This is a genomic window from Mariniflexile sp. AS56, from assembly GCF_030552475.1.
Taxonomy (GTDB): Bacteria; Bacteroidota; Bacteroidia; order Flavobacteriales; family Flavobacteriaceae; genus Mariniflexile.
Genome location: NZ_JAUPED010000002.1, coordinates 49288 through 73551, shown reverse-complemented (window position 1 = coordinate 73551; position 24264 = coordinate 49288). Strand labels below are relative to the sequence as shown.

General features: G+C 35.2%; 11 protein-coding genes and 1 other RNA gene. 2 read left to right on the top strand and 10 right to left on the bottom strand.

The annotated features are described in order from the left end of the window. The first annotated feature begins 64 nt into the window (after positions 1-64). On the top strand, positions 65-1489 hold the full coding sequence (locus tag Q5N74_RS03015; RefSeq protein WP_304387226.1) for a hypothetical protein: 1425 nt from the start codon (positions 65-67) through the stop codon (positions 1487-1489). 1 nt (position 1490) lies between these two features. On the opposite strand, the gene Q5N74_RS03010 is transcribed toward Q5N74_RS03015, so the two are convergent. Both Q5N74_RS03010 and ffs read right to left on the bottom strand, forming a co-directional pair. Then, positions 1491-2294: an SDR family oxidoreductase gene (locus tag Q5N74_RS03010; RefSeq protein WP_304387225.1), complete on the bottom strand. Its 804-nt coding sequence runs from the start codon at positions 2292-2294 to the stop codon at positions 1491-1493. 118 nt (positions 2295-2412) lie between these two features. Next, positions 2413-2511: signal recognition particle sRNA small type (gene ffs, locus Q5N74_RS03005), an RNA gene on the bottom strand. An 87-nt stretch (positions 2512-2598) separates the two neighbouring features. On the opposite strand from ffs, the gene Q5N74_RS03000 reads away from it, so the two are divergent. Then, a complete protein-coding gene (locus Q5N74_RS03000) occupies positions 2599-3636 on the top strand; it encodes a glutaminyl-peptide cyclotransferase (RefSeq protein WP_304387224.1) in 1038 nt (345 codons plus the stop codon). Here Q5N74_RS03000 and Q5N74_RS02995 read toward each other — a convergent pair whose 3' ends face one another. The 8 genes from Q5N74_RS02995 to Q5N74_RS02960 form a co-directional block, all read right to left on the bottom strand. After that, entirely contained in the window at positions 3637-4782 is a 1146-nt protein-coding gene (locus Q5N74_RS02995) for an MFS transporter (protein WP_304387223.1), read from the bottom strand. A 101-nt stretch (positions 4783-4883) separates the two neighbouring features. Continuing rightward, the gene (locus Q5N74_RS02990; protein ID WP_304387222.1) at positions 4884-5861 is read right to left on the bottom strand and encodes a type IX secretion system membrane protein PorP/SprF; all 978 of its coding nucleotides are present in this window, start codon (positions 5859-5861) and stop codon (positions 4884-4886) included. Between the two features lie 41 nt (positions 5862-5902). Next, positions 5903-14140: a T9SS type B sorting domain-containing protein gene (locus tag Q5N74_RS02985; protein ID WP_304387221.1), complete on the bottom strand. Its 8238-nt coding sequence runs from the start codon at positions 14138-14140 to the stop codon at positions 5903-5905. Positions 14141-14512: 372 nt separating this feature from the next. Further along, positions 14513-17788, bottom strand: a complete 3276-nt coding sequence (locus Q5N74_RS02980) for a PorP/SprF family type IX secretion system membrane protein (RefSeq protein ID WP_304387220.1) — start codon at positions 17786-17788, stop codon at positions 14513-14515. Next, entirely contained in the window at positions 17789-19222 is a 1434-nt protein-coding gene (locus Q5N74_RS02975; RefSeq protein WP_304387219.1) for a gliding motility-associated C-terminal domain-containing protein, read from the bottom strand. A 157-nt stretch (positions 19223-19379) separates the two neighbouring features. Beyond that, positions 19380-20723 carry a hypothetical protein gene (locus Q5N74_RS02970; RefSeq protein WP_304387218.1) on the bottom strand — a complete coding sequence of 448 codons (1344 nt, stop codon included), beginning with the start codon at positions 20721-20723 and terminating at the stop codon, positions 19380-19382. Between the two features lie 347 nt (positions 20724-21070). Further along, the gene (locus Q5N74_RS02965; protein WP_304387217.1) at positions 21071-21517 is read right to left on the bottom strand and encodes a hypothetical protein; all 447 of its coding nucleotides are present in this window, start codon (positions 21515-21517) and stop codon (positions 21071-21073) included. A gap of 154 nt (positions 21518-21671) precedes the next feature. Then, positions 21672-24203: a heavy metal translocating P-type ATPase gene (locus Q5N74_RS02960; protein WP_304387216.1), complete on the bottom strand. Its 2532-nt coding sequence runs from the start codon at positions 24201-24203 to the stop codon at positions 21672-21674. Between the last annotated feature and the right edge of the window lie 61 nt (positions 24204-24264).

Sequence of the window (24264 nt, the reverse complement as noted above, 5' to 3'; positions counted from 1 at the left end):
ACACTTTAATAAGGATTTGTGAAATGATACGAATTCTGAATAAAGACAAATGAATATTTTTCATATGAAATTACACTATTTAAGTCTATTAATTATTTTAACTCTGTTTAATTGCAAAAAGGATGGCAATAATTCAGAAGATAATTATGCTTATTTAGGTGGTGAAATTATGAACCCGAATAGTGATTTTATTATTTTATCTAAAGCTGATGTGGTGATCGATACCATTCATTTAGATAAAAAAAACAGGTTTCTTTATAAAGTGAATAACCTGAAAGATGGCTTATATACCTTTTACCATGGTGGTGAAATACAAATGATTTTATTGGAACCTGAAGATAGTTTGCTTTTAAGGTTGAACACACTAGAGTTTGATGAGTCTTTAGTTTTTACGGGAAAAGGCGATAAAAAAAACAACTATTTAATTAATGAGTTTCTAGAAAATGAAATTCAGGAACAAAAGATTTTTAAATTCTGTCAATTAAAACCTCATGTTTACGAAAACAGAGTAGACTCTTTAAAAGCCTTTAAATTAAACAAGTTAAAAACCTTTCAAACCAAATATAAACAATCGCCACTTTTCGAGAAAATAGCACAAGCCAATATAGATTACAGCTATTATTCTAGTAAAGAAGTCTACCCTTTTGTGCATTTTGGACACAATAAAACTGAAATTCTAAAATCACTTCCTAGTAATTTTTACGATTACAGAAAATCGATTAATTATAACGACGACTTTTATAAGGAACACCATCATTACAATACATTTTTAAGATATACTGTTAATAATTTAGCGCTTAAAAACCATTTAAATCATAGCACAGACGATGATTTTAAGAGAAGTTCTTCTTGTTACAACCTAGATAGACTAAAGCTTATAGATAGCTTAATTACCAATAAAACTATCAAAAATGAACTCCTTTATTATTTTACGACAACCTATCTATCAAAAAGTATAGATACTGAAAATAACAATACCATTATAGAATCTTACTTAAGTAAAAGTACTGATGATGTTGCAAAAGCCGAGATAAAACGTTTGGCAGTATCTATAAATAACTTAAAAGAAGGGTCTAGTTTCCCAAATATTAAAATTGTTGATTACAGTAATGCTGAATTCGACATTAACTCATTAATTAAAACACCAACGGTTATATCCTTCTGGTCTAACACCTATTACAATCACTTTAAGGAAAGCCATTATAAACTTAACGAACTAAAGGTAAAATACCCTGAAGTGCGATTTATTGTTATTAATATTGACGATTTTGGATCGGACAGACCAAAGACTTCTTTAAAAGAAAACAGGTTCAAGTTTAAAGATGAATATCAGTTTAAAAACCCACAAGAATCTAAAGAAACTTTAGCTATTCAACCAATGACGAAAACCATTGTTATAGATAAGCATCAAAAAATAGTGTACAGCAACACTAATATTTTTTCAGGAGGTTTTGAAGAACAACTTTTAGGAGCTATTAATAGAAAGTAACCTATAATTTATAGTGTTTCAATAGCATTTTCTCATAAACCTTATCAGGTAAAATACGCTTTAAAACAATAGAAAATTTCTGCATAAACTCCCCTACTTTATAATGTGCTTTTGGGTTTTTAGTGTTTATAACCTTTAAAACGGCATGCGCCATCATATTAGGGTCGCTACCATTATCAACATGCGTGTTCATTAAATTTAAAGTATCACCGTACGGTTTTTTGTAAGGTGAATTTTCTAAAAGTGGCGCATGGTATCTACCAGCTGCTATATTCGTTGCAAAATCGCCCGGAGCAATGTTGGTCATTTTTATATTAAAATCCTTTAATTCCATTCTAAAAGACTCTGTAAGCAACTCCAAAGCACCCTTACTAGCACTGTAAACACCTCGGTATGGTAACCCCATATACCCAGCAATCGATGTGATATTAATAATCAAACCTGCCTGTTGCTTACGCATTTGTGGCAATACCGCTTTTATTACGCTAATGGGTCCGAAAAAATTAGTATCAAAATTGGCTTTAATCTCCGCATCAGGTATTTCCTCAATCGCACCTGTAATGCCTGCACCGGCATTATTCACAACCACGTCTAACCTACCCTCTTTATCAATAATAGTTTTAACCGTTTGTTGAATGGTTTCCACATTTTTAACATCTAGCTCTAAAATAGGAAATTTGCTTTCTTTATAATTTTCTGGGTTTCTACTCGTACCATATACTATAAATCCGTTTGAAGTAAGATATTCACCAACCGATTTACCTATACCAGAAGAGCCTCCTGTAATTAAAACAACTTTAGACATGTATTATAATTGATTATTGATAATGTAAAATTAACAATGCATTTGACAATTTGGGCAGAAAACTAAAACTTTTGAAGTGAAATTGATACCATTTTTTTCGTACAGTAGAAAAAACAAAAAATGGCAAGCTACCTACATCACACCGCTACGACCATTTACCTTTGCTGCGTTCCCGCCCTGGAGGATTCAACAGGAGCTGGTTGTGTAGGACTTGCCGCTGCAAAGATACAATCTTTTAAAATTTACACAATGATTTTTTAAACTGATTTTAAATAAATATCTTGCTTTAAATTTAAATTTTCAGATGAATACATTTAAACACTTATTAATCATTTCGTTAAGCGCCTTAATTATTTCTTGTGGATCCAATACAGGGCAAAATAAAAGTGATTTCAGTATAAAAACGAATGCTTTAAAAGGCGATATTTCAAATAATGAGACCCTAAACCTCTCTTTAGAAAACAAAAAAAGTCATAAAATAGACTCTGTTAGCTATACCTTAAACGAAAAAAAAATTAATGAAACATCTCCATTAGAAAGTTTCAAATTAGGAAAACATACCATCGAAGCTACAGTTTATTTTAACAATGAAAAACATATAGCAACCTCAACCATTACTATTTTAAATAGTGAAGGCCCTAAAGTGTATACCTATAATATTATAAACGAATATCCTCATGATATCACATCGTACACACAAGGACTTGAGTTTTATAAAGGAAATTTATATGAAAGCACGGGCCAACGTAAAGAATCTAAATTAAGACAGGTTGATTACAAAACAGGTGAAATTGTAAAAAACGTCAATTTAGCCGATGCTTATTTTGGTGAAGGTCTAACTGTACTTAATGATAAAGTGTACCAACTTACATGGCAAGCAGGTACGGGTTTTATATATGATGTGAATACCTTTGAAAAACTAAATAGTTTTAAATACGGAAGTAGTAAAGAAGGCTGGGGCATTTGCAACGATTCTAAAAAACTTTATAAAAGCGATGGTTCCGAAAACATTTGGATTTTAAACCCTGAAACTTTGGTTGAAGAAGACCATATTCAAGTTTATACCAACAAAGGTAAAATTGTTGAGATTAACGAAATGGAATGGATAAACGGCGTCATTTATGCAAACCGTTATCAAAAAGACGGTGTTGCTTTAATTAACCCTAAAAACGGTGCTGTAATTGGTGTGATTGATTTTTCTCCATTAAAAAAATTAGTAACACAACATCCTGGATTAGATGTTTTAAATGGTATTGCTTACAACCCCGATACCAAAACTATTTTTGTTACAGGAAAACGTTGGGACAAATTATTTGAAGTTGAAATTATTGAAAAGCAATAACTATAAATTATTCTTAGATTGAAACTTAAAAAAGGAACGTGATACGGGAATAAACATCAACCCGAGAATTATAAAAATAATAAACGCATTTTTCAAGTTGAATGCCTGTGCTAAATAACCTATTAACGGTGGCCCGATAAGCATACCCACAATACCGTATGTGGTTATTATAGAAATAGCCATGCCTGGTGAATACTTTTTGGAGGTTCCTGCTAACGATATGGTTACAGGAAAAATAGCTGCCGTACCAAAACCTACAAGACAGAAACCGAATAGTGCCGACCAAAAAAATGGAAATGCCACTGCGATTGCAATTCCCGAAGCGATAAAAACAGAACTAAGAATATACATTTTTTGCAAGCCGAAAGTGCCAACTAAACGATCACAAAAAAACCTTGAGAGCGCCATAGTCGTCATAAACATAAGGTAACCATAGGTGAACACTTCTTCGTTTACAACATCTTTAAAGTATACCCCACTCCAATCGAACATGCCACCTTCGCAGATTGCACCAAGAAATATTAAAATACCCAAGTACAAAATAAACGGGTCTGGTTTTCCCATTATAAGTTTGTTTCCTGAGGTTGAGATATCACCTTTAATGGTAAACTGATAAGTTATCAAAGCAACTATTAGCGCACCTATAGAAATGCTTAGTAAATGTATTTGAATAGAAACACCCGTTTTCACCATAAGCGTTGAAATGGCAACACCTAATAATCCGCCAGTACTCCACAAGCCATGAAAAGCACCAACCACCCGTTTTTCAAACTTTTTTTGTAATGTGATAGATTGCGTATTTACCGAAATATTCAAAATTCGCATTGAAAACGAAAACAAACAAACCGATAATACTAATAAAAATGGTGTATTAGCAAAACCAATACAAGTTAAAGCTATGGAGAAAAAAACAAACGAGATGATAAGTGGTACACGACTATCAAATTTTGATACCAACCAACCAGAAATAGGAAGCCCTATTAAAGAACTTATGGGCATTGCTAAAAGGATGGTGCCTAGTTCGGCTTCATTCAAATTAAAAAAATCTTTAATCGTGGGAATACGCGACGCCCATGATGCAAAGCAAATACCCGATAAGAAAAAATAAATACTAAGGGCGATGCGTTGTTTTTTTCTTAATTCCATTATTAATGATCTCTAATTTAACTTAAAAAAAGACGCAACAGGTTTCGTCTTTCAAAATGCAAAAATAGTGTATCACTTTGGTATAATTTATAAAAAACAAATTAATCGTGCACAGGACTTTGTGTACATGGACAGTTACTAATACCCTGCAGAAAATCTAATCCAATAGTAATAACATGGGTACCGGAGTTATAAGCAAACAGTTCATTCATCGTTATTTGATAGGCATAACCAAAATAGAAAATATTCTTCTTAAACCCTGCCATAGGACCTATATTTAATGGCTTTAAAAACTGATCATTTAAATAACGGTACGAGATACCTGCCCAATAATAGTCTTCGTTTCTATCGAATTTTCTAAACTTAAAATTAACATCGGTACTAGAACGTTTATCACTACTAAACATTTGGTAATAGATAGAAGGTTCAAATTCTAGTCCGCTCTTTTTTGGCCCCTTAAATGTGTAGCCTGAATATAATTGATAGTTTAAAAGCATACTCGGTTCTGATACTCTGATGTCATCATCAACCTTCTTTTCAAGAATATTATTGGCGTTGAAACTTGCAAAGAAGCCTTTGTTTCTATACAAAGCACCCACATCAAAATTACTATTGGTGGTCGCTCTATCATCAGTAACAAACGGGTCTATTATAGGTTGCTCATACGTTGCTTCAAAATTATGTATGTCGATTTTAAAATGGTTGATATTATAAGATATTCCGAAGGACAAATACTGCTTTGAATAGTAGTCTAAAATAAGATGGTGAGCAAAAGAAAACTTCGCCCCTGTTTGAATGGTGTTACCATTTCTATCGCCATAAAAAGACATACCAATACCAGAGCGACTTGCTATTCTAAAATCGGCATAAATCGATTGGTTATCCGGTGCATCTTTAATACCCACCCATTGCGTTAAACCGTTTGCTCTAATCTTCAAATTATCTCCAATACCCGCATAGGTTGGCGAGATCACAAAATGATTATCGGCTAAATACTGTGTAAAAACAGGCAAATTAAGCTCTTGACCATAGCTATTTGCTATGATTACAAGAAGAAGATATATGATTGATTTCCGCATATTATTTTTATTATTTAGTGATTAACACCACTAATGATCTTTTATCTGTATAACGTAAAATGTCCAACAAACTCACGATCGTACTTTTTATCATTCAGTTTAACAACATACCAATAATCACCTGTTGGCAATTCGATACCATGGTATTTTCCATCCCATTTATCATTCACACCTAAAGTAGCTACTTTACGTCCGTATCTATCAAAGATATTAAAGGTCATGTCTCTGTATTGCGATGCACATCCAGGTCCCCAAGTATCTAAAACACCATCACTATTTGGTGTGAAGTAGTTAGGAATACATAGATCTACAAACTCAAAATAGCCTGTAGCAGAAGCAAAACAACCAAAACTATCGGTTACTGTTACGGTATAATCACCCGACTCATAAATTAAAAATCTATTAGTCGTGCCATACGATTCGCCATTTAAGGTGTACTCATAATCGCCAGAACCACCTGTAGTTACTGCTACAATTTCATTCAAGTCGCCATTTTCTAAAACTAAAGCTAATTGATTGTATTGTTCGATATCAAAATCTTCTGTTCTTTGAATACATCCATTGGTATGTCTTACATCTATATAGTGTCCTAAACCAGCTGGAACGTTTACAAATTCGTTGCTTGCTTGGTAGGTTCCACCGTCTAATGAATAATCTAAATCTGCAAGATTAGTTATACTGGCATCTACAGTAACGGTAACTAAATTGGTAGATATGTTATTGGTACAACCAAATTCCACGGTAACTTCAGGGTTAATTGTAACCGATTCTGGAAACGTTATATTCCATTCGGTTTCACAACCAAGATCATCACGAACATAAACAATATGATCACCACCCGCTAAATTTGTAAAATCGAATTGGGTTTGTGTTGCTGTTCCTGTTATATAAGTTCCGTTAATATCGTCTAAAACGACACTGTAAGGCATGTTTCCTCCAGAAATATCGATACTAAACTCACCATTCATATCACCTTCACACACTTCTGGAATTAAAGAGTTTGCTACAATACTAAGACTTACAGGTAATGGTTCGTTTATTATGAAATCATAAATAACAAAACAACCCAATTCGTCTTGAGCCATGGCTTGATAATTTCCTGGAGCTAATTTTGTAAATATGGAAGTTTCAAAAAATTGATCTAATCTAGGTGAAATAGCATACTTAATAACACCTGTTCCTCCTGAAGCCGTAATTTCTAAACGTCCATTATTTGTTCCTGGACAAGTAACATCTTCTGCAACAAAATTCGCTGTTAGTGGCGCCGCTGGTTGCGTAATAGTTACTTGAGATGTGGTGGTTAAACAATCACCACTATCTACCCGTACTTGATAGGTTCCTATAGAAAGTTCTGTAAAAACGCCTGGACTGTTTTGAGTAGCTCCCGGAATATTTGTTCCAGAACCATCTTGCAAGGTATACACATAACTACCTAAACCTCCTTGTGCTTTTGCTACAATAACACCCGTTGTATCGCCAGCACAATTAATAGTAGCATTAGTAGCATCTAAATTAACAACTAAAGTTGGTAGCGGATCTATTTTCACTTGATTTGATACGTTCGCAACACAACCATTGGTATCTCGAACATAATACATATAAGTTCCTGGTGTTACAGAAATTGGTACAGACTGTGAAGCAAAAGTTCCAAGAACGGTTGCGAAATTTGCGGTATCACTGTAAGTATAAGGGCCAGTACCTCCTGTGGCACGTAATCTTAATGTTGAATTGGTTAAACACGTTTGAGACGTTTCTTTAGCTAAAGTGGTCTGTACTTGTGTTGGTTCGGTTATTACAATATTTGGGGATGTAAACTGACAGTTATAACCATCGGTAACAACTACATAATAAGTCCCTACTCCTAGCCCACTAAATACGGGGCTACTTTGCGGACCAGACGCTGTTACAGTTGCTGCGACCATATGTAGTGTAAAACTATAATTACTACCTTGACCACCCGTTACGGCACTAGCAGTAATAGTGGCATTTCTATCTCCAAAACAAGATAAAGTTGTGGTACTTGCGGTTACTGTTGCATTTATTGGTGCGGGAACGGTTAGCGTTACCGTATTTGAAACAATACATCCGCCTGCATCTCTAGCATTCACGGTATACGTTCCTGCTGATAAATTTCTAAAAGTACCATTCGAGGAATACGCTACGGTAGCGGCTCCTGTTAATTCATATTCATAAGTTCCATAACCTCCATTTGCCATAGCTGTAATAGTTCCTTTATCATCATCACAAGTTACATTCGAAGTTTCCGAAACCGCTACTGTTAGTGGGTTTATAGGTGACGCAATAGTTATAACATTTGAAGTTGCTGAACAAAACGGGCTCGCAGTTTCTGTAATTACTACGGTATAATTCCCTGCTGCAATTCCTGTTACTACGAATGGATTTGTAGTCGTATTTGTTGAAACAACGCCGTTTACAGAAGTTCCTGAACTATTAAAAACTTCAAAAGAATAAGCACCAGAATAACCGTTTACACTCACTTCAAAAGTTCCATTAGAATCTCCAAAACAAGTAACCTGAGTAGGCGCTCCTAAAGTGACTGTTGGTAAATTTGCTGAAGGTAAAAACACTGAAACATCTGCAGTACACAATGTAGTTACATCTGTTATGGTGACGGTATATGTTCCAGAAGGTAATCCTGAAATCATATTTCCACTAACGGTTCCTGCTGCAGGACTCATGCTATATGTATAAACACCTGTACCACCAGAACCTGTTATGGTTAATTCGCCATCATTATCATTACATGTTGGTAAGGCCGTAACCGCTGGTGCTAAACTTAAAGGAGCAACAACATCTACAGTTACTAAATTACCACATCCATTGGCATCTCTAACCTCAACAGTATGACTTCCAGAGGCTAAATTTGATATACTAAATGGTGCTGTTTTAGTTTGAAAAGCGCCACCATCAATACTATACGCATAAGGTGCAATACCTGCTGTTGTTAATGTCACATCTATAACATAACTACCTTCAATTGCTGTACATTGATTATTTAAGGTTGCTGAAATTACTGGTAAAGGATCTGAAGCCAAAACAACTACGGCTGTCGATTTGATACAACCATATGCATCTATAACATGCACATAATAACTACCTGCATCTCGATTGAAGGTTGTTGCAGATGACCAAGCCAGATCGGTTGCTAAAGGCGGTGTCGCCGATGTGGTTAATTGATATAAATAAGGCGCTGTTCCATCTCTTGCGATGGCACTTATTACACCTGAATTGGTATTACAATTGGCATTTTTATCAACTGATGCACTAATACTTAAATCGATGGCAGATTCTGTAATATTAAAAGTATCTGTTACCACACTACATCCTGCATTAGGCCCTACAGTTTCCGTTACTAAAACAAAATAAGTTCCAAATGGTAAGGCTCCAAAATCGGTTATAGCTAAAGAACCTCCTGCTGGTACCACGCCAGTTCCAATAACTCCCGTTGGTGTTGTAGCTAGAGAATCCCAAACTTCATAACTTACTGTTGTTGGAACACCATATATGCTGTTAATTGAAAAAGACACATTTCCGTCGTCACTTCCAACACAGGTGATATTATTAGAGGTTAATGCACTTGTAGTTAATGTTGAATTTGTTGGGATTGCTGTAGTAGCCGTTTCATAATAACTACAATTTGTAGCATCATCATAAACAATAAATGTATAAGTAACTCCTGGAACCAAGCCTGTAAAAGTTGTTTTTTTGCTACCCAAACCATCTTCTGGAAACCAAGTTCCTGGTGGATTTGGATATACAGAAGTAGTACCATTATAAATACTAAAGAAGAAAGGACCAGCACTCGATAACGCGGTACCTACACTAATTTCTGCTTGCCCGCCAGTAATACAATCTGCAGTAGTATCGATATTGATATCTAAATTATTTGGGGGAGACGCAACTAAAACATCCTGAATTAAAATTGAACAGCCATTAGCATCCACGACGTTTATTTGATACAATCCGAAATCAACGACATCAAAAGTTACAGAAGTTGAACCTGATGAATTAAGTTCTAAATCTGAATACCCATTAGTTCCTGTAACAAAATAATTATAAGGAGCAGTTCCTCCTGAAACAGCATCGACAATAACAGATCCTTTTGAAACTCCAAAAATAGGGTCACAACTAATATCGACTGCATGGTGAACTACATTAATAGGTGTTGGTTCTCCAATAACAATCGTTTCAGTATCTATACACGATTTTGAATCGGTTAAAGTTATAGTATAAGTTCCGGCTGGTAAACTAGATGTTTGTGTACCATAATTTGTTCCTGTGGTATCATTATTTACATTAATGGTAAAGGCTGGCGTACCTACAGTATTATCTATCGTTATATCAATTGCTGCTGAACTATCACCGTTACATAAAATTTGCTGTGTTTGTACTACAGAAATAATATTGGGTAACGAAATCGCATTGACGGTCTGTACACTCGATTCCGCAGTACAACCATTCACATCGGTTACTTGAAACTGGTAAGTACCATTGGTTGGTGTTGTATAGTTAAAAGGTGAAGGTGTTGTTCCTAATGAACTATACGTACCGCCATTTACAGATACTGCATAAGTAAATGGAGCAACTCCTCCTGAGAATGTCCCTGTTATTATAGCATCTGGTGAAGCCGTACAGTCTAAATCTTTAGTTAAAACGGTATTTAATGTGATTGGTACTAAAGGCGCTATTGTATACGATTCTGTATAAACACAGTCGTTTGCATCTCGTACTCTAAAGGTATAAGTATTTGGTGTTAAGCCTGCAAAAGTATTTGACGTTTGGTATGCTGTTGCAGATCCCGTTGGGGTAATAATTTGATATTCTAAAGTTCCAACACCACCAGTCGCGGTAACCGTTACACTAGAAGTGATTGACGGACAACTAATAGGCGTGTTACTAAAACTTAAATCTGTTGGAGGGTTTAACGGGTCTATCGTTACAGGTATTGCTGTAAAGGTACAATCACTCGCATCTCTTATGGTTACCGTATAAGTTCCATTTACAAGACCAGAAAAAGTTAAACCAGTTTGGAAATTCACACCATCAATACTATACGTATATGGTGAAGCACCTCCTGTAACACCCGATACGGTAATAACACCGTTTGTGGTACATGTATATGGTGTGCTTAATGTCGCGGTAGCATCAATAGCCGTTGCCGTAGTAATCGTTATTGGTTGCGGGGTTGATACACAAGCATCGGTTCCTGCAGTATATTGCACAACGACATCATAACTTCCTGCAGCCAATCCTGTAAAGGTCGCTGAATTAAAGAAGGTTACGCCATTATCAATACTATACATTAAACTGTTTCCATTCGTATTTGTAACGTTCACCGTAATAACTCCTGTATCACCAGCATCAGAACATAAAATATCTGTTTTATTAACTGTAAAATCGGGTGCTGGTGTAGCACTCACCGTAATAGATGTTTCAGCAGAACAGTTATTAGAATCTACAACAGTAATATCGTAAACCCCAGCCGTTGGTACTGTAATTACGGGTGTACTTTGAAAAACAGTGGTACTATTTACAAAATAGTAATAAGGCGGTGTCCCTCCTACTGGATACACGGTAATCTCACCATCGGTACATGTTAATGGTTTTGTTAATGCTGAAGTCGCTGTTAATAATGGTGGGTTTATTATTTCAATAGCTACAGTTTCTGTACAACCATCTTCGGTTGATACGGTGGCTATATAGCTTCCTGGGTTTAAGTTTGCAAATGTGTAATCACTATCATTTATAGGACCGACACTATTTATTAAGGTTGCACCGTCATAAATGGCATAGAAATACTGTGGACGCACATTATTAGCGGCCAACTTCACACTGCCTTTTTCACCATTACAATACGGTTGAGTTATGGCAGAAGTTACAGTAAAGTTTCGCAGTCTTATTTGAACATCTGGTACTGTAAAAATACATGGGTTTGGTGATACACCAATTTGTCTAATATATACTGAATAAAGATTTGGTGTCGTTATTGAAAACACATTACTTGTTTGATAGTTTGTACCATCAATACTATATTCATAACCACTAGGTACACCTCCAATTGATATTTCACCTGGTGTTGTACAATAAATATCTCGCGAGCTTACTGTTGGCACCAATAGATTTTCATATACATTGAAATAAAATTGATTAAAACAACCTCCTGTATAATTTAAAGTAAGTCGGTATTGCCCAGAAGTATCAGCCATAAAATTGGGACCTGTAGCCACTTGATTCCAAGTACAAGCGGTATTTTCATTGGCACAATCTTCTTCTGTAACGGCTGCACAACTTGATTCGTCTAATTTTTCCCAAATAATAGACGAGGTATCCGTTATGTTGGTTTCAATAAAACGAGAATCGTTAGCACCACAAAGAAAAATATTAGGTAATTGTTTACCATCATTCGGACAGGTAACAACCTCATCTGCAAAAGGAATAACTGGATTTGTTACTCCAGCTCCAAAAGTAACCACATTAAAAATTTGATCGGTTGATTGACACGGTGCCACTGCGGTATTATGTACATAATAAGTGCCTGGGGTTGTTACTGTAATTGACTGGGTTGTGCCTATTACTGGAGTTCCAGAAGCACTTGTAGACCATGAGTAAGCATCATAACCATTACCCGCTGTTAATACGGTACTAGCACCACAAAGAATCACTTCTTCTTCAAAAGTACAATCATTTAAATCTGCTAAAAAGTTGGTTGCTCCTGGAGTTAATAAACAGCCTGTGTTGGTACTAAAACTAGGATCATCTGAAATCGTAAAATCAGGATTAATAGTTCCCTTATAGGTTGAATAAGCCTGATTATCAATGTTATTAGAACAAGCATCACTTAATAAACTACAAGTTGAAACTACGGTTACTTTAAAACGAATTTCTGAAACGGGATCGTTTTCTTCAACTATAGACGGGTCTATACTGAAAATAAGCTCTCTAGTTGTGGCATTATAACTTTGAACAGTAACACCTAGAGGCAATACTCCCATATCCGAAGGATAATTAAATACAATATTTGTTGGAAGGATATCTCTGATAGTCAAATCGGTCGCATCATCATTCCCTGTATTTTGAAGGCCAATAGTATAATAGAGCTCGTCTCCCAAATCGACAATTTGTCCGCCAATATTGTTTCCTAATACATCTTCAACAATTTTGGTTAATACAATATTTGGTGCAATAATTTCAATAGCAAAAGCACTAAAATAGTAGTAATAAATATCCAGATTACTTCCCAAACTCACGGTTGCTGAAGTTGCACCATTTGCAATTAAAGTGTTTCCTGCATTCGGTATATTTATAATACCAGCATCAAACCCTAAGGTATTTGAACCATCTGGGGTTCGTGTTGTAAAAAGTTCTGGTGCGTTTGTTAGTGGGTCGATATAAGAAACCGTACTATTAAAAAAGTTGTTTGCTGGACGAATTACAGTACCAGCATTATTTGTCGCACTAATTGCTGTTCCATTAAGTTCTAAATAATCACCCGAATACCCACGATCCCCTTCAATAGTACTAAATGCAAATTTAGCACGAACAGGTCCTACAGGTATCGTTTTAAATCCTGAAACCGGAAATGTTTCATTAATACTACTCGTTATTTTTGTAAAACCATCAAAAGAAGTAATGTACTTACTTGGTAAAAGCGGATCTTCATAAACTACAAAAAGTGACCAACCTGCAGAAAGTCCTTCTGAATTTGGTTTAGGCCCTACTAACGATGATATATTAGCGACGCCATAGGTTCCTTCTGGATCTGGTAAAGCTGTAACTAAACTCGTTACATCTTGATAAAAGGCATAAGTATTTGAATTATTATTATTTGAAGCATTTTGAAAATAAATTTGAGTTCCTGTAATATCTACATATGAGGAGCCTGGAACTCTAAATTTAATGGTATTTATGGGAGTAGAACCATTAACAACAGCACTCCAATACAAACCTGCATATACTATTTTATAACAACTAACATCGTTGGGTACATCTAAATCTGCTGTACTGGAGTTAAATGTACTTGGATCGGAATCAATATCAACAAAAACAGCAGCATTTTCTCTATCATTTGTATTGTTGCCATTATAAGGATCTGTAACATGTAAACCAACATTACTGTTCCCAATCAAAAGGACATCCCCTTTTATGGCTCTATCATATCTCGGACTAAAGGGAACAAGGTTTTGCGCCATCATACTACCAAAGCACAATAAAGACACTAAAACGATAAGTAATTTATTAGTAAAAGTAGTTTTTTTCATAGTAGATTCAATTTAGGACTTCTTTTCTTGGGCAAAAAAAGAAACTGTAATCACAATCACATAAAGATAACTATATTCTTACGCTAAAAATATTTAACCTTAAATAATTGTTTTTAAACGGTATAAATATCGGAAATTATTTTGGAAGAATGATAAATTAAAGCTACAAATCAAGTCTTTTATCGATGAAATAATACTTTAGGCTAAATTAATGAAATAATTTGTAGCCTTTTACATCTAAAACATGTTCTGTCAATCCATAGAAATTTGATAAGGCTGTATTATTGAAAAAGTGACGCTTCAAATCCAATCAACAATAACCCACTAATAATTAGTGGGTTGTATTCATTATTATAATTAAAATACGAAGAACTAATTCTCTATCTTAACCATAGACATGTTCCCATTATACGGTGTGCTACCTTTAGATTGCATAGCATTTCTGGCAGACTCAAGACCATCAAATTTCTCATAATAAATATAATAGCTACTTGTAGCTACATCGTAAAAGAAGTTAATGTTTTGTTGCCCAGAAGCTACCGCTTTGGTTAAAAACGCGTCTCTTTTAGCAACATCATTATGTACAGCAATCACTAAATAATAGCCACTTTCTATATTTTTAACATCTTTCATTATTTTAATATTATCGCCCTGGGCTTCACCAAAATCGAAGTCTGATTCCTTAAGCGGAACAGCACTAACTTCTGTAGTTTGTTTTATGCGATTTAAGCTTGCTCTATCTTTGTTATAGGTATCATCCTCATTATCATAAGCAGCACGTTTTATGCGTCGTTTACGCTCGATTTCAGTCGCTATTTTGATGCTTTCTAATTCTGATACTAAAGTTGCTTTAGAGCGTTTTGCTTTTGCTTGTGCTTCTTTCAGTATTAAAATTTCATTTAAATAAATCATATTCACAGCATCTTCAGTATTCGGAACTTTTTTAAGCCTTTCATTATAAAGAGCTTCTAATTCTTTAATTTTTAAATCCTGAGAAGTAATAACCTCATCTATTTGAACTTTTAAAGACTCCAAAGCAGCATTTTCAGCCGATACACTTTTAAATGGCTTAGGTGCCGAATAAATACCTTGTTCGCTTAAATCGTTTTCCTCTTTTAAATCTTTAAGGTCTTTTTCTCTATTAGCTACCGTTTCATTTAATTTGATTATCAAATCTTCTTGTATCGCTTTAGAGTCTGTCGCAGATTTGGTTATAGTTTCCATAGAAATGGTTGTAGCATCTTTTGGAACTTCATTTGCTCTGTTTGCTTCTATTTCTTTAATCCTAGCTTCTTCAGCTAACCTTACTCTTGTAGCTTCAGCTGCTTTTGCTTTAGTTTCTTCTTCTAATTTAATTCTGGCAACTTCATCTGCCTGCGCTTTAGCTTCTTCAGCTAACTTAACTCGGGCCGCTTCTACTTCCCTAACTCTAGCTTCCTCGGCTAATCTCACTCTTGTAGCTTCCGCTTCTTTTGCTTTAGTTTCTTCTGCTAATTTAATTCTAGCAACTTCATCTGCCTGCGCTTTGGTTTCTGCAGCTAACTTAACTCGCGCTGCCTCTACTTCTTGAACTCGCGCTTCCTCGGCTAACCTTACTCTTGTAGCTTCCGCTTCTTTAGCTTTGGTTTCTTCTGCTAATTTAATTCTAGCAACTTCATCTGCCTGCGCTTTGGTTTCTGCTGCTAATTTAACTCGAGCTGCTTCTATTTCTTGAACTCGAGCTTCCTCGGCTAATCTAACTCTTGTGGCTTCCGCTTCTTTAGCTTTGGTTTCTTCTTCTAATTTAATTCTAGCAACTTCATCGGCCTGCGCTTTAACTTCTGCTGCTAACTTAACTCGGGCTGCTTCTATTTCTTGAACTCGCGCTTCCTCGGCTAATCTCACTCTTGTAGCTTCTGCTTCTTTAGCTTTGGTTTCTTCTTCTAATTTAATTCTAGCAACTTCATCGGCTTGCGCTGCTTCTACTTCTCTAACTCTAGCTTCTTCAGCTAAACTCACTCTTGTGGCTTCCGCTTCTTTTGCTTTAGTTTCCTCTTCTAATTTAATTCTAGCAACTTCATCGGCCTGCGCTTTGGTTTCTGCAGCTAACTTAACTCGGGCTGCTTCTACTTCCCTAACTCTAGCTTCCTCGGCTAATCTAACTCTTGTAGCTTCTGCTTCTTTAGCTTTGGTTTCTTCTTCTAATTTAATTCTAGCAACTTCATCTGCTTGCGCTTTGGTTTCTGCAGCTAACTTAACTCGGGCTGCTTCTATTTCTTGAACTCGAGCTTCTTCAGCTAATCTCACTCTTGTGGCTTCCGCTTCTTTTGCTTCAGCGTCTTCTGCTAATTTAATTCTAGCAACTTCATCGGCCTGCGCTTTAACTTCTGCTGCTAACTTAACTCGAGCTGCTTCTATTTCTTGAACTCGAGCTTCCTCAGCTAATCTAACTCTTGTGGCTTCCGCTTCTTTAGCTTTGGTTTCTTCTTCTAATTCAACTTTGGCATTTTCTTCTGCAGTAGCCTCTATGATGGCTGCTTGTTTCGCTTTTGCTTCTTCAATTGTTTTAAGTCGAGCTTCTTTTTTCGCTTCAATTTTAGCTAAAGCTTCTGCTCTAGCTTGTGCTTTTGCTTCTGCAATAGCTGCTCTATCAACTTTCTCTGTAGTTGTTGCCTTTTTTGGTTTCGATGTTGATTTTCTTGATTTATTCGTTGGAGAAATTAACGCCCCCTCATCTTCATCATCACTATAATTATAACGCTGTCTTTTATTAAATTTATAAGCTACGGTTACTTCATGTGAATTTCCAAAAGCAGCCATATCACCCATTTCTTTCTCATAATTATACTCGATAGCAATTTGCTTGGTGATATTAAGTCCTATTCCAGCCGATAAACCATATAACGTATTATAACCGGTTTGTCCCCAAATACCTTTGGTTGTTGTAAACATCATGATACCCGATAAAACTGTTTGATCTTTTTTAAATTCTGAACGCAGCAAACCAGAAAACTTACTTCTATCTAAAAAACCACGACTATCGACAAAACCCGTATACATAATATGAGCTTGTACACTTTGCTCCGGATTTTCTTCAATTATTTGAGACGTATTAAAATTATAAGATACTAGATTATTTAGAGATACACCAAAATCGAAAAAAGTTGTCCCATAATTAATTCCTGGATTTATCGTGGCAACCATGTGAGATGGTATATTTTGCAATGATGGGTCTTGAAAATTAGTAACTACATTGGCTTCATTTATGCCGCTTTTATAAAAACCTAAATTCAAACCAAAGGTTAAATTACTATCTCTATCTAAAACAACATTGTAAGCGTAATTCAATACCCCTCCAAACGTGGTTAATACGCCATAATTTTGCTGAAATAAACCAATACCCATTCCTGTATTTTCAGATAACCTACCCGAATAACCAAACAAATAAGTTTGGGGTGCGTTTTCAAACTGCGCCCATTCTCTTTTATTTGAAAAACTAAGATATTTATTCTGCTCCCTTACAAAACTAAAGGTTGGGTTTATAACATACTTATTGAATTTTAATGAATTTCTAACGGGTATAGATAATGCAACAACGCCATCCTCTTGAGAATGGAGCATCTGTGCAAAACAGAAAAAAATGATAATATGCAGTAGGTATTTATTCATTTATTTCACAACCGTGATGGAGCCTTTTCGAATATTGTTATTTGTAGGCGTAATAATATAATAATAAACAGGATTAACTGATTTAAAATCTAGCTGATTTTCTGGCCAATTATTCTGATACTCGTTTGTTTGAAGCATCACTTTACCTTGAGAACTTAAAATAAGTACTTCTGTATTGGTGCCCACCACATATTCTTGAGGTATTACCCAGGTATCGTTAATTCCATCGCCATTCGGACTTATCAAATTAGGAATATTTGGCACGCTTGGAAAAGGTTCTGTTATTGAAAAACGATATTCGGTACTTGCAGCACAACCTTCTGTTTGTGTAATCACCACTTTATAGTTACCTATTTGAGAAGCCTCATAACTGTTACTCGTTTCATTAGGTATAAGCGTTTCATTAAAATACCATTCAAATGTAGGGTTAGCCGCATCTGTGGTAACGGTCGCTGTTAAGCTATCACCCGTTTCAATTGTATTAAATTCCGAAACATCAATACTGCTTGTAAATCCACTATTTTCAAGATCGATGGTTGCACCTGTAGTGCAACTTCCTAAATCGACGGTTACTGCATACATTCCAGCTTCATTAGTCACATACATTTGGTTTGTAGCTCCATCTATTTCATTTCCATCTTTATACCATTTATAACTATTTCCTTTAATAGCACTTAAAGTAGTTGCACCCTCACTGGAGCAATAGGGATTCCCTAAACTAGAACTTATTGATGAGGTAGAGCTTGAAGTCGCCTCACTTACTGTAACCCGATTTGAGTAGGATTCTGATGTACAGGTACCGTAATTCGTTCTGGCAAAATAAGTCCCTGGAGCATTAACAGCTAAGGTTTCTCCTGCAGCTACAAGTACAGGTGTTGAACCTGTTTCTTTATACCAATTAAAGCTTAATGATGGATATTTTAAAGGAGAGTCGTTATCTCCTGTTCCGGGATTATCGATGGTTAACAAATAACTTCCGCCAGCACAATAAGCACCTGTTGCTATTAAATTATTTATACTGAATGGCGTGTCTTGTAATTTATAATAGGCAGGAAATGCATTTGAAGGTGTACTACTCCCTGCAGGTGATGTTGTTTTAATTCGTATTTTATAAGCTTCACCTCCAGTTGTGGTAGGTAATGAAAAACTTAAAGTTGCGGGAGAAACTGTAACAGCACCTTGAGCAGACGTGAATACAACTGTTGGAGTTGTAAAACTACCTGAAGCATCTGAAAGTTCTATAATGAATTGGTTTGAACCTGTTAGTGACGCTTCCGGAGAAAAAGTAAATGTTGTATTATAACTATTGAATGAAGGATTCGCACAAGCCTGACTAAAACCTAAACTGGGTTTACCAATTACTACTTGTGCACTTATAATTTGAGTAAAAAATGCTACAAAAAAAACAAGGTTAATAAAAGTTAAGTTTCTCATGCGATAGTGTTTTCTTTTGTAAATTAAACTTCTAGAAACCTTTATCGTTATAACAAAACTTGGTGAAAAGAATTCCTAAAACTGCTTAAAAGTATTACAGAAAAGTGTAGGAACCTATTGTTTTATAAACTTCATTAAATTTAATTCATCGGTTAGATTAATCTAATGATCCTAATCCTAAATCTTCGTTTGCATAAACTCCTGCTTTTGAAGCTATTATTTTGTTAATACGTAATCTAAAATCTGGTCTTCTTTCATTTGCAAAGTCAATAAAGGTTTCTGCGTTATTACTTTTAGAATATACATTAAAAAATGAACTATTACCATACCAATTTTCTAAATCTTCATTATTAGAATCATCTTCCACAAAAATATTTCCTTTACAGTTATTGAAATACATGTTTGCAAACTTCACTTTTTCTAAGTTTTCTTGATTAATAACAATCGTGTTTTCTAGCAATACCGCTGGATTGAATCCTGATATAACACTTTTACTCATTTCTAACTTCGCATTCTGTCCTATATATAAAGCTTCTTTAACTAAGCCCATTTCTATATCAGATTTTAAGTTTTCGCTATCATTTAAAAATGTTAAGTTATTAGCACTAACATGTGTTTGTTTTTTAGTAAAGTCTACTTCTTCTCTCTTATTATAAGACGCCACTTGTAAACATCTTGCTGCAGAACTACTTGAAACATAAGGAGATCTAATTGCTAAAGAGTTATCTAATCTACATTGTGCACCATAATTAAACTTAAAGTCGTTACTATTCGATCTATACGATACTACTCTGTTTAAACAAACATCACCACCAAGCATTTCTACAGAATTACCAGCAGAATAACTAACCATTACATTCTCTACAACGGTTTTACTACCAACACAAGCCAATAACAAACCACTAAAATAATCGTCGTTTTTTATTCTTTTTCCTGAGAATTCAATTCTAACATATTTTAAGCTACCTGAATTACTTTCTAAGTTGGTTCCGCCATAGTTTGTGTTTCCGTAGGCAGATTGTGCTAAATCACTATATAAAGAAGCTACAGATCCGTTTCCAAACTTGTTATTAGGCGCATCACCTAATAAAATGATGCCTCCCCAATCTCCAGAACGTTTTACACTTCTGTTTGACGTAAATATAATTGGATCTGTTTCTAAACCGTTAGCAATAATTTTTGCTCCCTTAGTAATAGTTAAAGATGCTTTTGTAGCAAAATCACCTAATATAACCGTTCCTGGTTCTATAGTTAGTGTTGCATTGTTAGTTACAAAAACACTTCCTAATAACATATAGGTTTCTCTTTTAGATAGTTTTGTGTCTTTATCTATTGTACCAGCCAATATCTGAGTAGGTTCATCATATTGTTTTTGGTTTGGCTTAAAGTCTGTCCAGTTATATAACCAATTATTGGCACCTATAATTCCTTTTTCTTGTTGCGCATTAACATTCCCTAAAATAAAAAAGAATATTAACGTGATTTGGGCAAAGTTTTTCATAGTTTTTTTTGTTGTGCATGAAAACCTTAATAAGATTTTCCTACTTATTCATATTCAAATTTACAAAAACACCCCACGAAATACCAAATATTTCGATGAAACGCATAAAATATTCAGCTTTTATGGTCTAACGGCTCGATGAAATACATTTTGACCGTAAATAAAATGTGTTTTCTTACACGGCTTACTAGCACTTATCTCTACTCTTTTATTAAAAATGATGATAGAAACTTTTTGTTTTCATTCTCAATAAACCTAAAAAAAGCCAACCTTAGTTTATAAGATTGACTTTTGTGATATTTAATTTTGATTACATTCTATTTTAATAAAGCAGATAAAAAACCTTTTTAATGATAGACACTGTATTGATGTAGTGATTTCATTATTTCTTCATAAAAGATTATGGCTGAAACTAACTTATTAGTATCTGAATAGGGTAATATTTGTGTATGAAACTCGGTTGTTGCTTCAAAATAATCATCTGTTGCTTCAAACTGATTTTCTAAAATTTTTCTATTATCGTTATCATTAGGAATACCTAAAGTACTCATAGTAACACCAGGTTTTGAAGCAAAAGCAATGTATGGCAATGTTTTAACTAATACTTCTATACGTTCCATATACAAGACTAATAACTCACCTTTTTGCATGCGCTCCAACTCTTCCTTTTTATGGTATTTTTTAATGGTTACTTTTTCACTAATAATACTTTTGGGCTCATTCTTTTTTTGAGCAAAACTTACTCCTGCTATTAAAAATAAGACAACACTAAATAGAATAATTTTGGTTTTCATGTCTGCGATTTAGGGGGTTTAAAAGACAAAGTTATTACAATTAATCGTTAAAAACAAGCGTTTTATCGAGTATTTCAATAAATAAAAGCCTATAACGACATTATTCCTACAATTTAACTTTATTAAATGAATTAATACATTAATTTTTAATCTTTTATATATTAGCCTTTCTTAATCGCAATGCATTCCCAATAACAGACACCGAACTAAAACTCATGGCCAATGCCGCAATCATGGGTGATAATAGTAAACCAAATACAGGATATAACACACCCGCAGCAATAGGCACCCCTATAACGTTATACGCAAATGCGAAAAACAGATTTTGTTTGATATTACGAACAACAGCATGACTTAGCTTTTTAGCCTTAACAATACCCTGTAAATCACCTTTCACCAAAGTGATGGAAGCGCTTTCTATAGCCACATCGGTTCCTGTACCCATAGCCACACCCACGTCTGATTGTGCTAAAGCTGGTGCATCATTAATACCATCACCAGCCATGGCTACAATTTTACCTTGAGCTTGAAGTTGCTTAATTTCATTTAATTTATCCTCTGGGAGACATTCTGCTTTGTAGTGTCTTAAATTTAACTGTTCTGCTACTGCTTTTGCTGTATTCTTATTATCGCCAGTAAGCATGATTACATCTACTCCACTTTCCTGTAACGCTTTAATGGCTTGCACACTTGTTGCTTTGATGGCATCAAAAATACTCACATAACCAACCGCATTATTATTTACAGTGATATACGAAACTGTTTTACCCTGTTCTTGTTCATGAACTACTTGGTTTGCTAAATCACTTGGTATGGCAATCTCTAATTGCTCCAACAATTTAGCATTTCCTAAAGCGACCTTGTGCTCCTTTACAGTTCCCACAACACCTTTTCCGGCGATGGCTTCAAAATCATTTACTTTAACTATTGCGGTTTTCTGTTGTTTTCCATAAGTAACAATGGCTTCTGCTAAAGGATGCTCGCTATATTGATTTAGTGACGCCATATATTCAACTAACACAGCTTCACTAATTTCACTTGTCGAAATCACTTTTTCTACAGATGGCTTCCCTTCTGTAATGGTTCCTGTTTTATCGACAATAAGCGTATCTACTTTATTCATTTTCTCTAAAGCCTCCGCATTTTTTATCAGTACACCAGATTGAGCGCCACGCCCCACGCCTACCATAACAGACATAGGTGTTGCTAAACCCAATGCACATGGGCAAGCTATAATTAATACCGCAATGGCATTTACAAACGCAAAAACATAAGCGGGTTCGGGACCAAAAATAACCCAAGCTATAAATGTTACTATTGAAATAACTAATACAATAGGCACAAAATACTTGGAAATTCTGTCTGCCAATTTTTGAATAGGCGCTTTAGAACGACTGGCATTATTAACCATATGAATTATTTGAGAAAGTAAAGTTTCTGACCCCACTTTTTCCGCATTCATAATAAACGATTTTGTACCGTTAATGGTTCCAGAACTTACAGCATCATCAACATCCTTATCAACTGGAATAGGTTCACCGGTAATCATCGACTCATCAATACTACTACTTCCTTCAACGATACGACCATCTACCGGAATTTTTTCACCGGGCTTCACGCGAAGTAAATCACCCTTATTAATCTTATCAATAGCAATAACTCTATCTGTACCGTTCTCAACAAGTGTTGCCGTTGCAGGTACCAACTTCAATAATGCTTTAATAGCGCCACTAGTTTGACTATGGGCTCTCGCTTCTAGCAGTTGCCCTAACAAAACCAAGGTTAATATAACGGTAGCCGCTTCAAAATACACAAACACATTCCCTTCAGGTGTTTTAAAATCCGCCGGAAACACTTCAGGAAATAGCATCGCAAAAACACTAAATAACCAGGCAATACCAGAACCAATACCAATTAAGGTAAACATATTTAGATTCTGTGTTTTAAGAGAGGTCCATGCGCGTTCAAAAAACATCCAAGTGGCATAAAACACCACAGGAATTGATAATGCAAACTGAACCCAATTCCAATATTTCTGTTCTAAAACAGCGTACAAAGGGTTATTAGGTATCATTTCAGACATGGCTATTAAAAAAATAGGCACCGTAAAACCGACAGCCAACCAAAACTTTTTTAGGAGTTTTTTATATGTTTTATCTTCATCTGAAAGACCTGCTTCCATAGGTACCAAATCCATACCACAAATAGGGCACGCACCTGGCTCCTCTTTTACCACCTCAGGGTGCATTGGGCAAGTAAACTGAGTACTTGATGCCGTAAGTGTTTTTTCTTGCACTAAATCCATTCCGCAAACCGGACAGTCTCCCGCTTCATCAAATACCTTATCGCCTTCACAATGCATAGGACAATAAAATTTCCCTGCGGCATGTTTGTGTGGTGTCGCTGTATGTTTATGTTCTTTATTTTGTGTAGAACAACAAGATGTTTTTTCTTCCTTTTTAGAAGGCTCTGCTCCTGGTATCGAAATTTGATATTTACTACCTGTGCCTCCCAAAGCGTCTTGAAAAACACCCAACGAAACATGCTTATGCATTTCAATAACTGCCTCCTTTTTTTCTTTGGAAACATGTACTTGAAGTACGTTTTCTACTTGGGCCAAATCGCCTTGAACTTTAGCCTCACAGCCAGAACAAGTCATGCCATCTATGTGATATGTATGTTTCATAATTTTATGATTTTATACTACAAAGGTCTGAATCAAAATCCTGAAGTGTTTACACAATTAT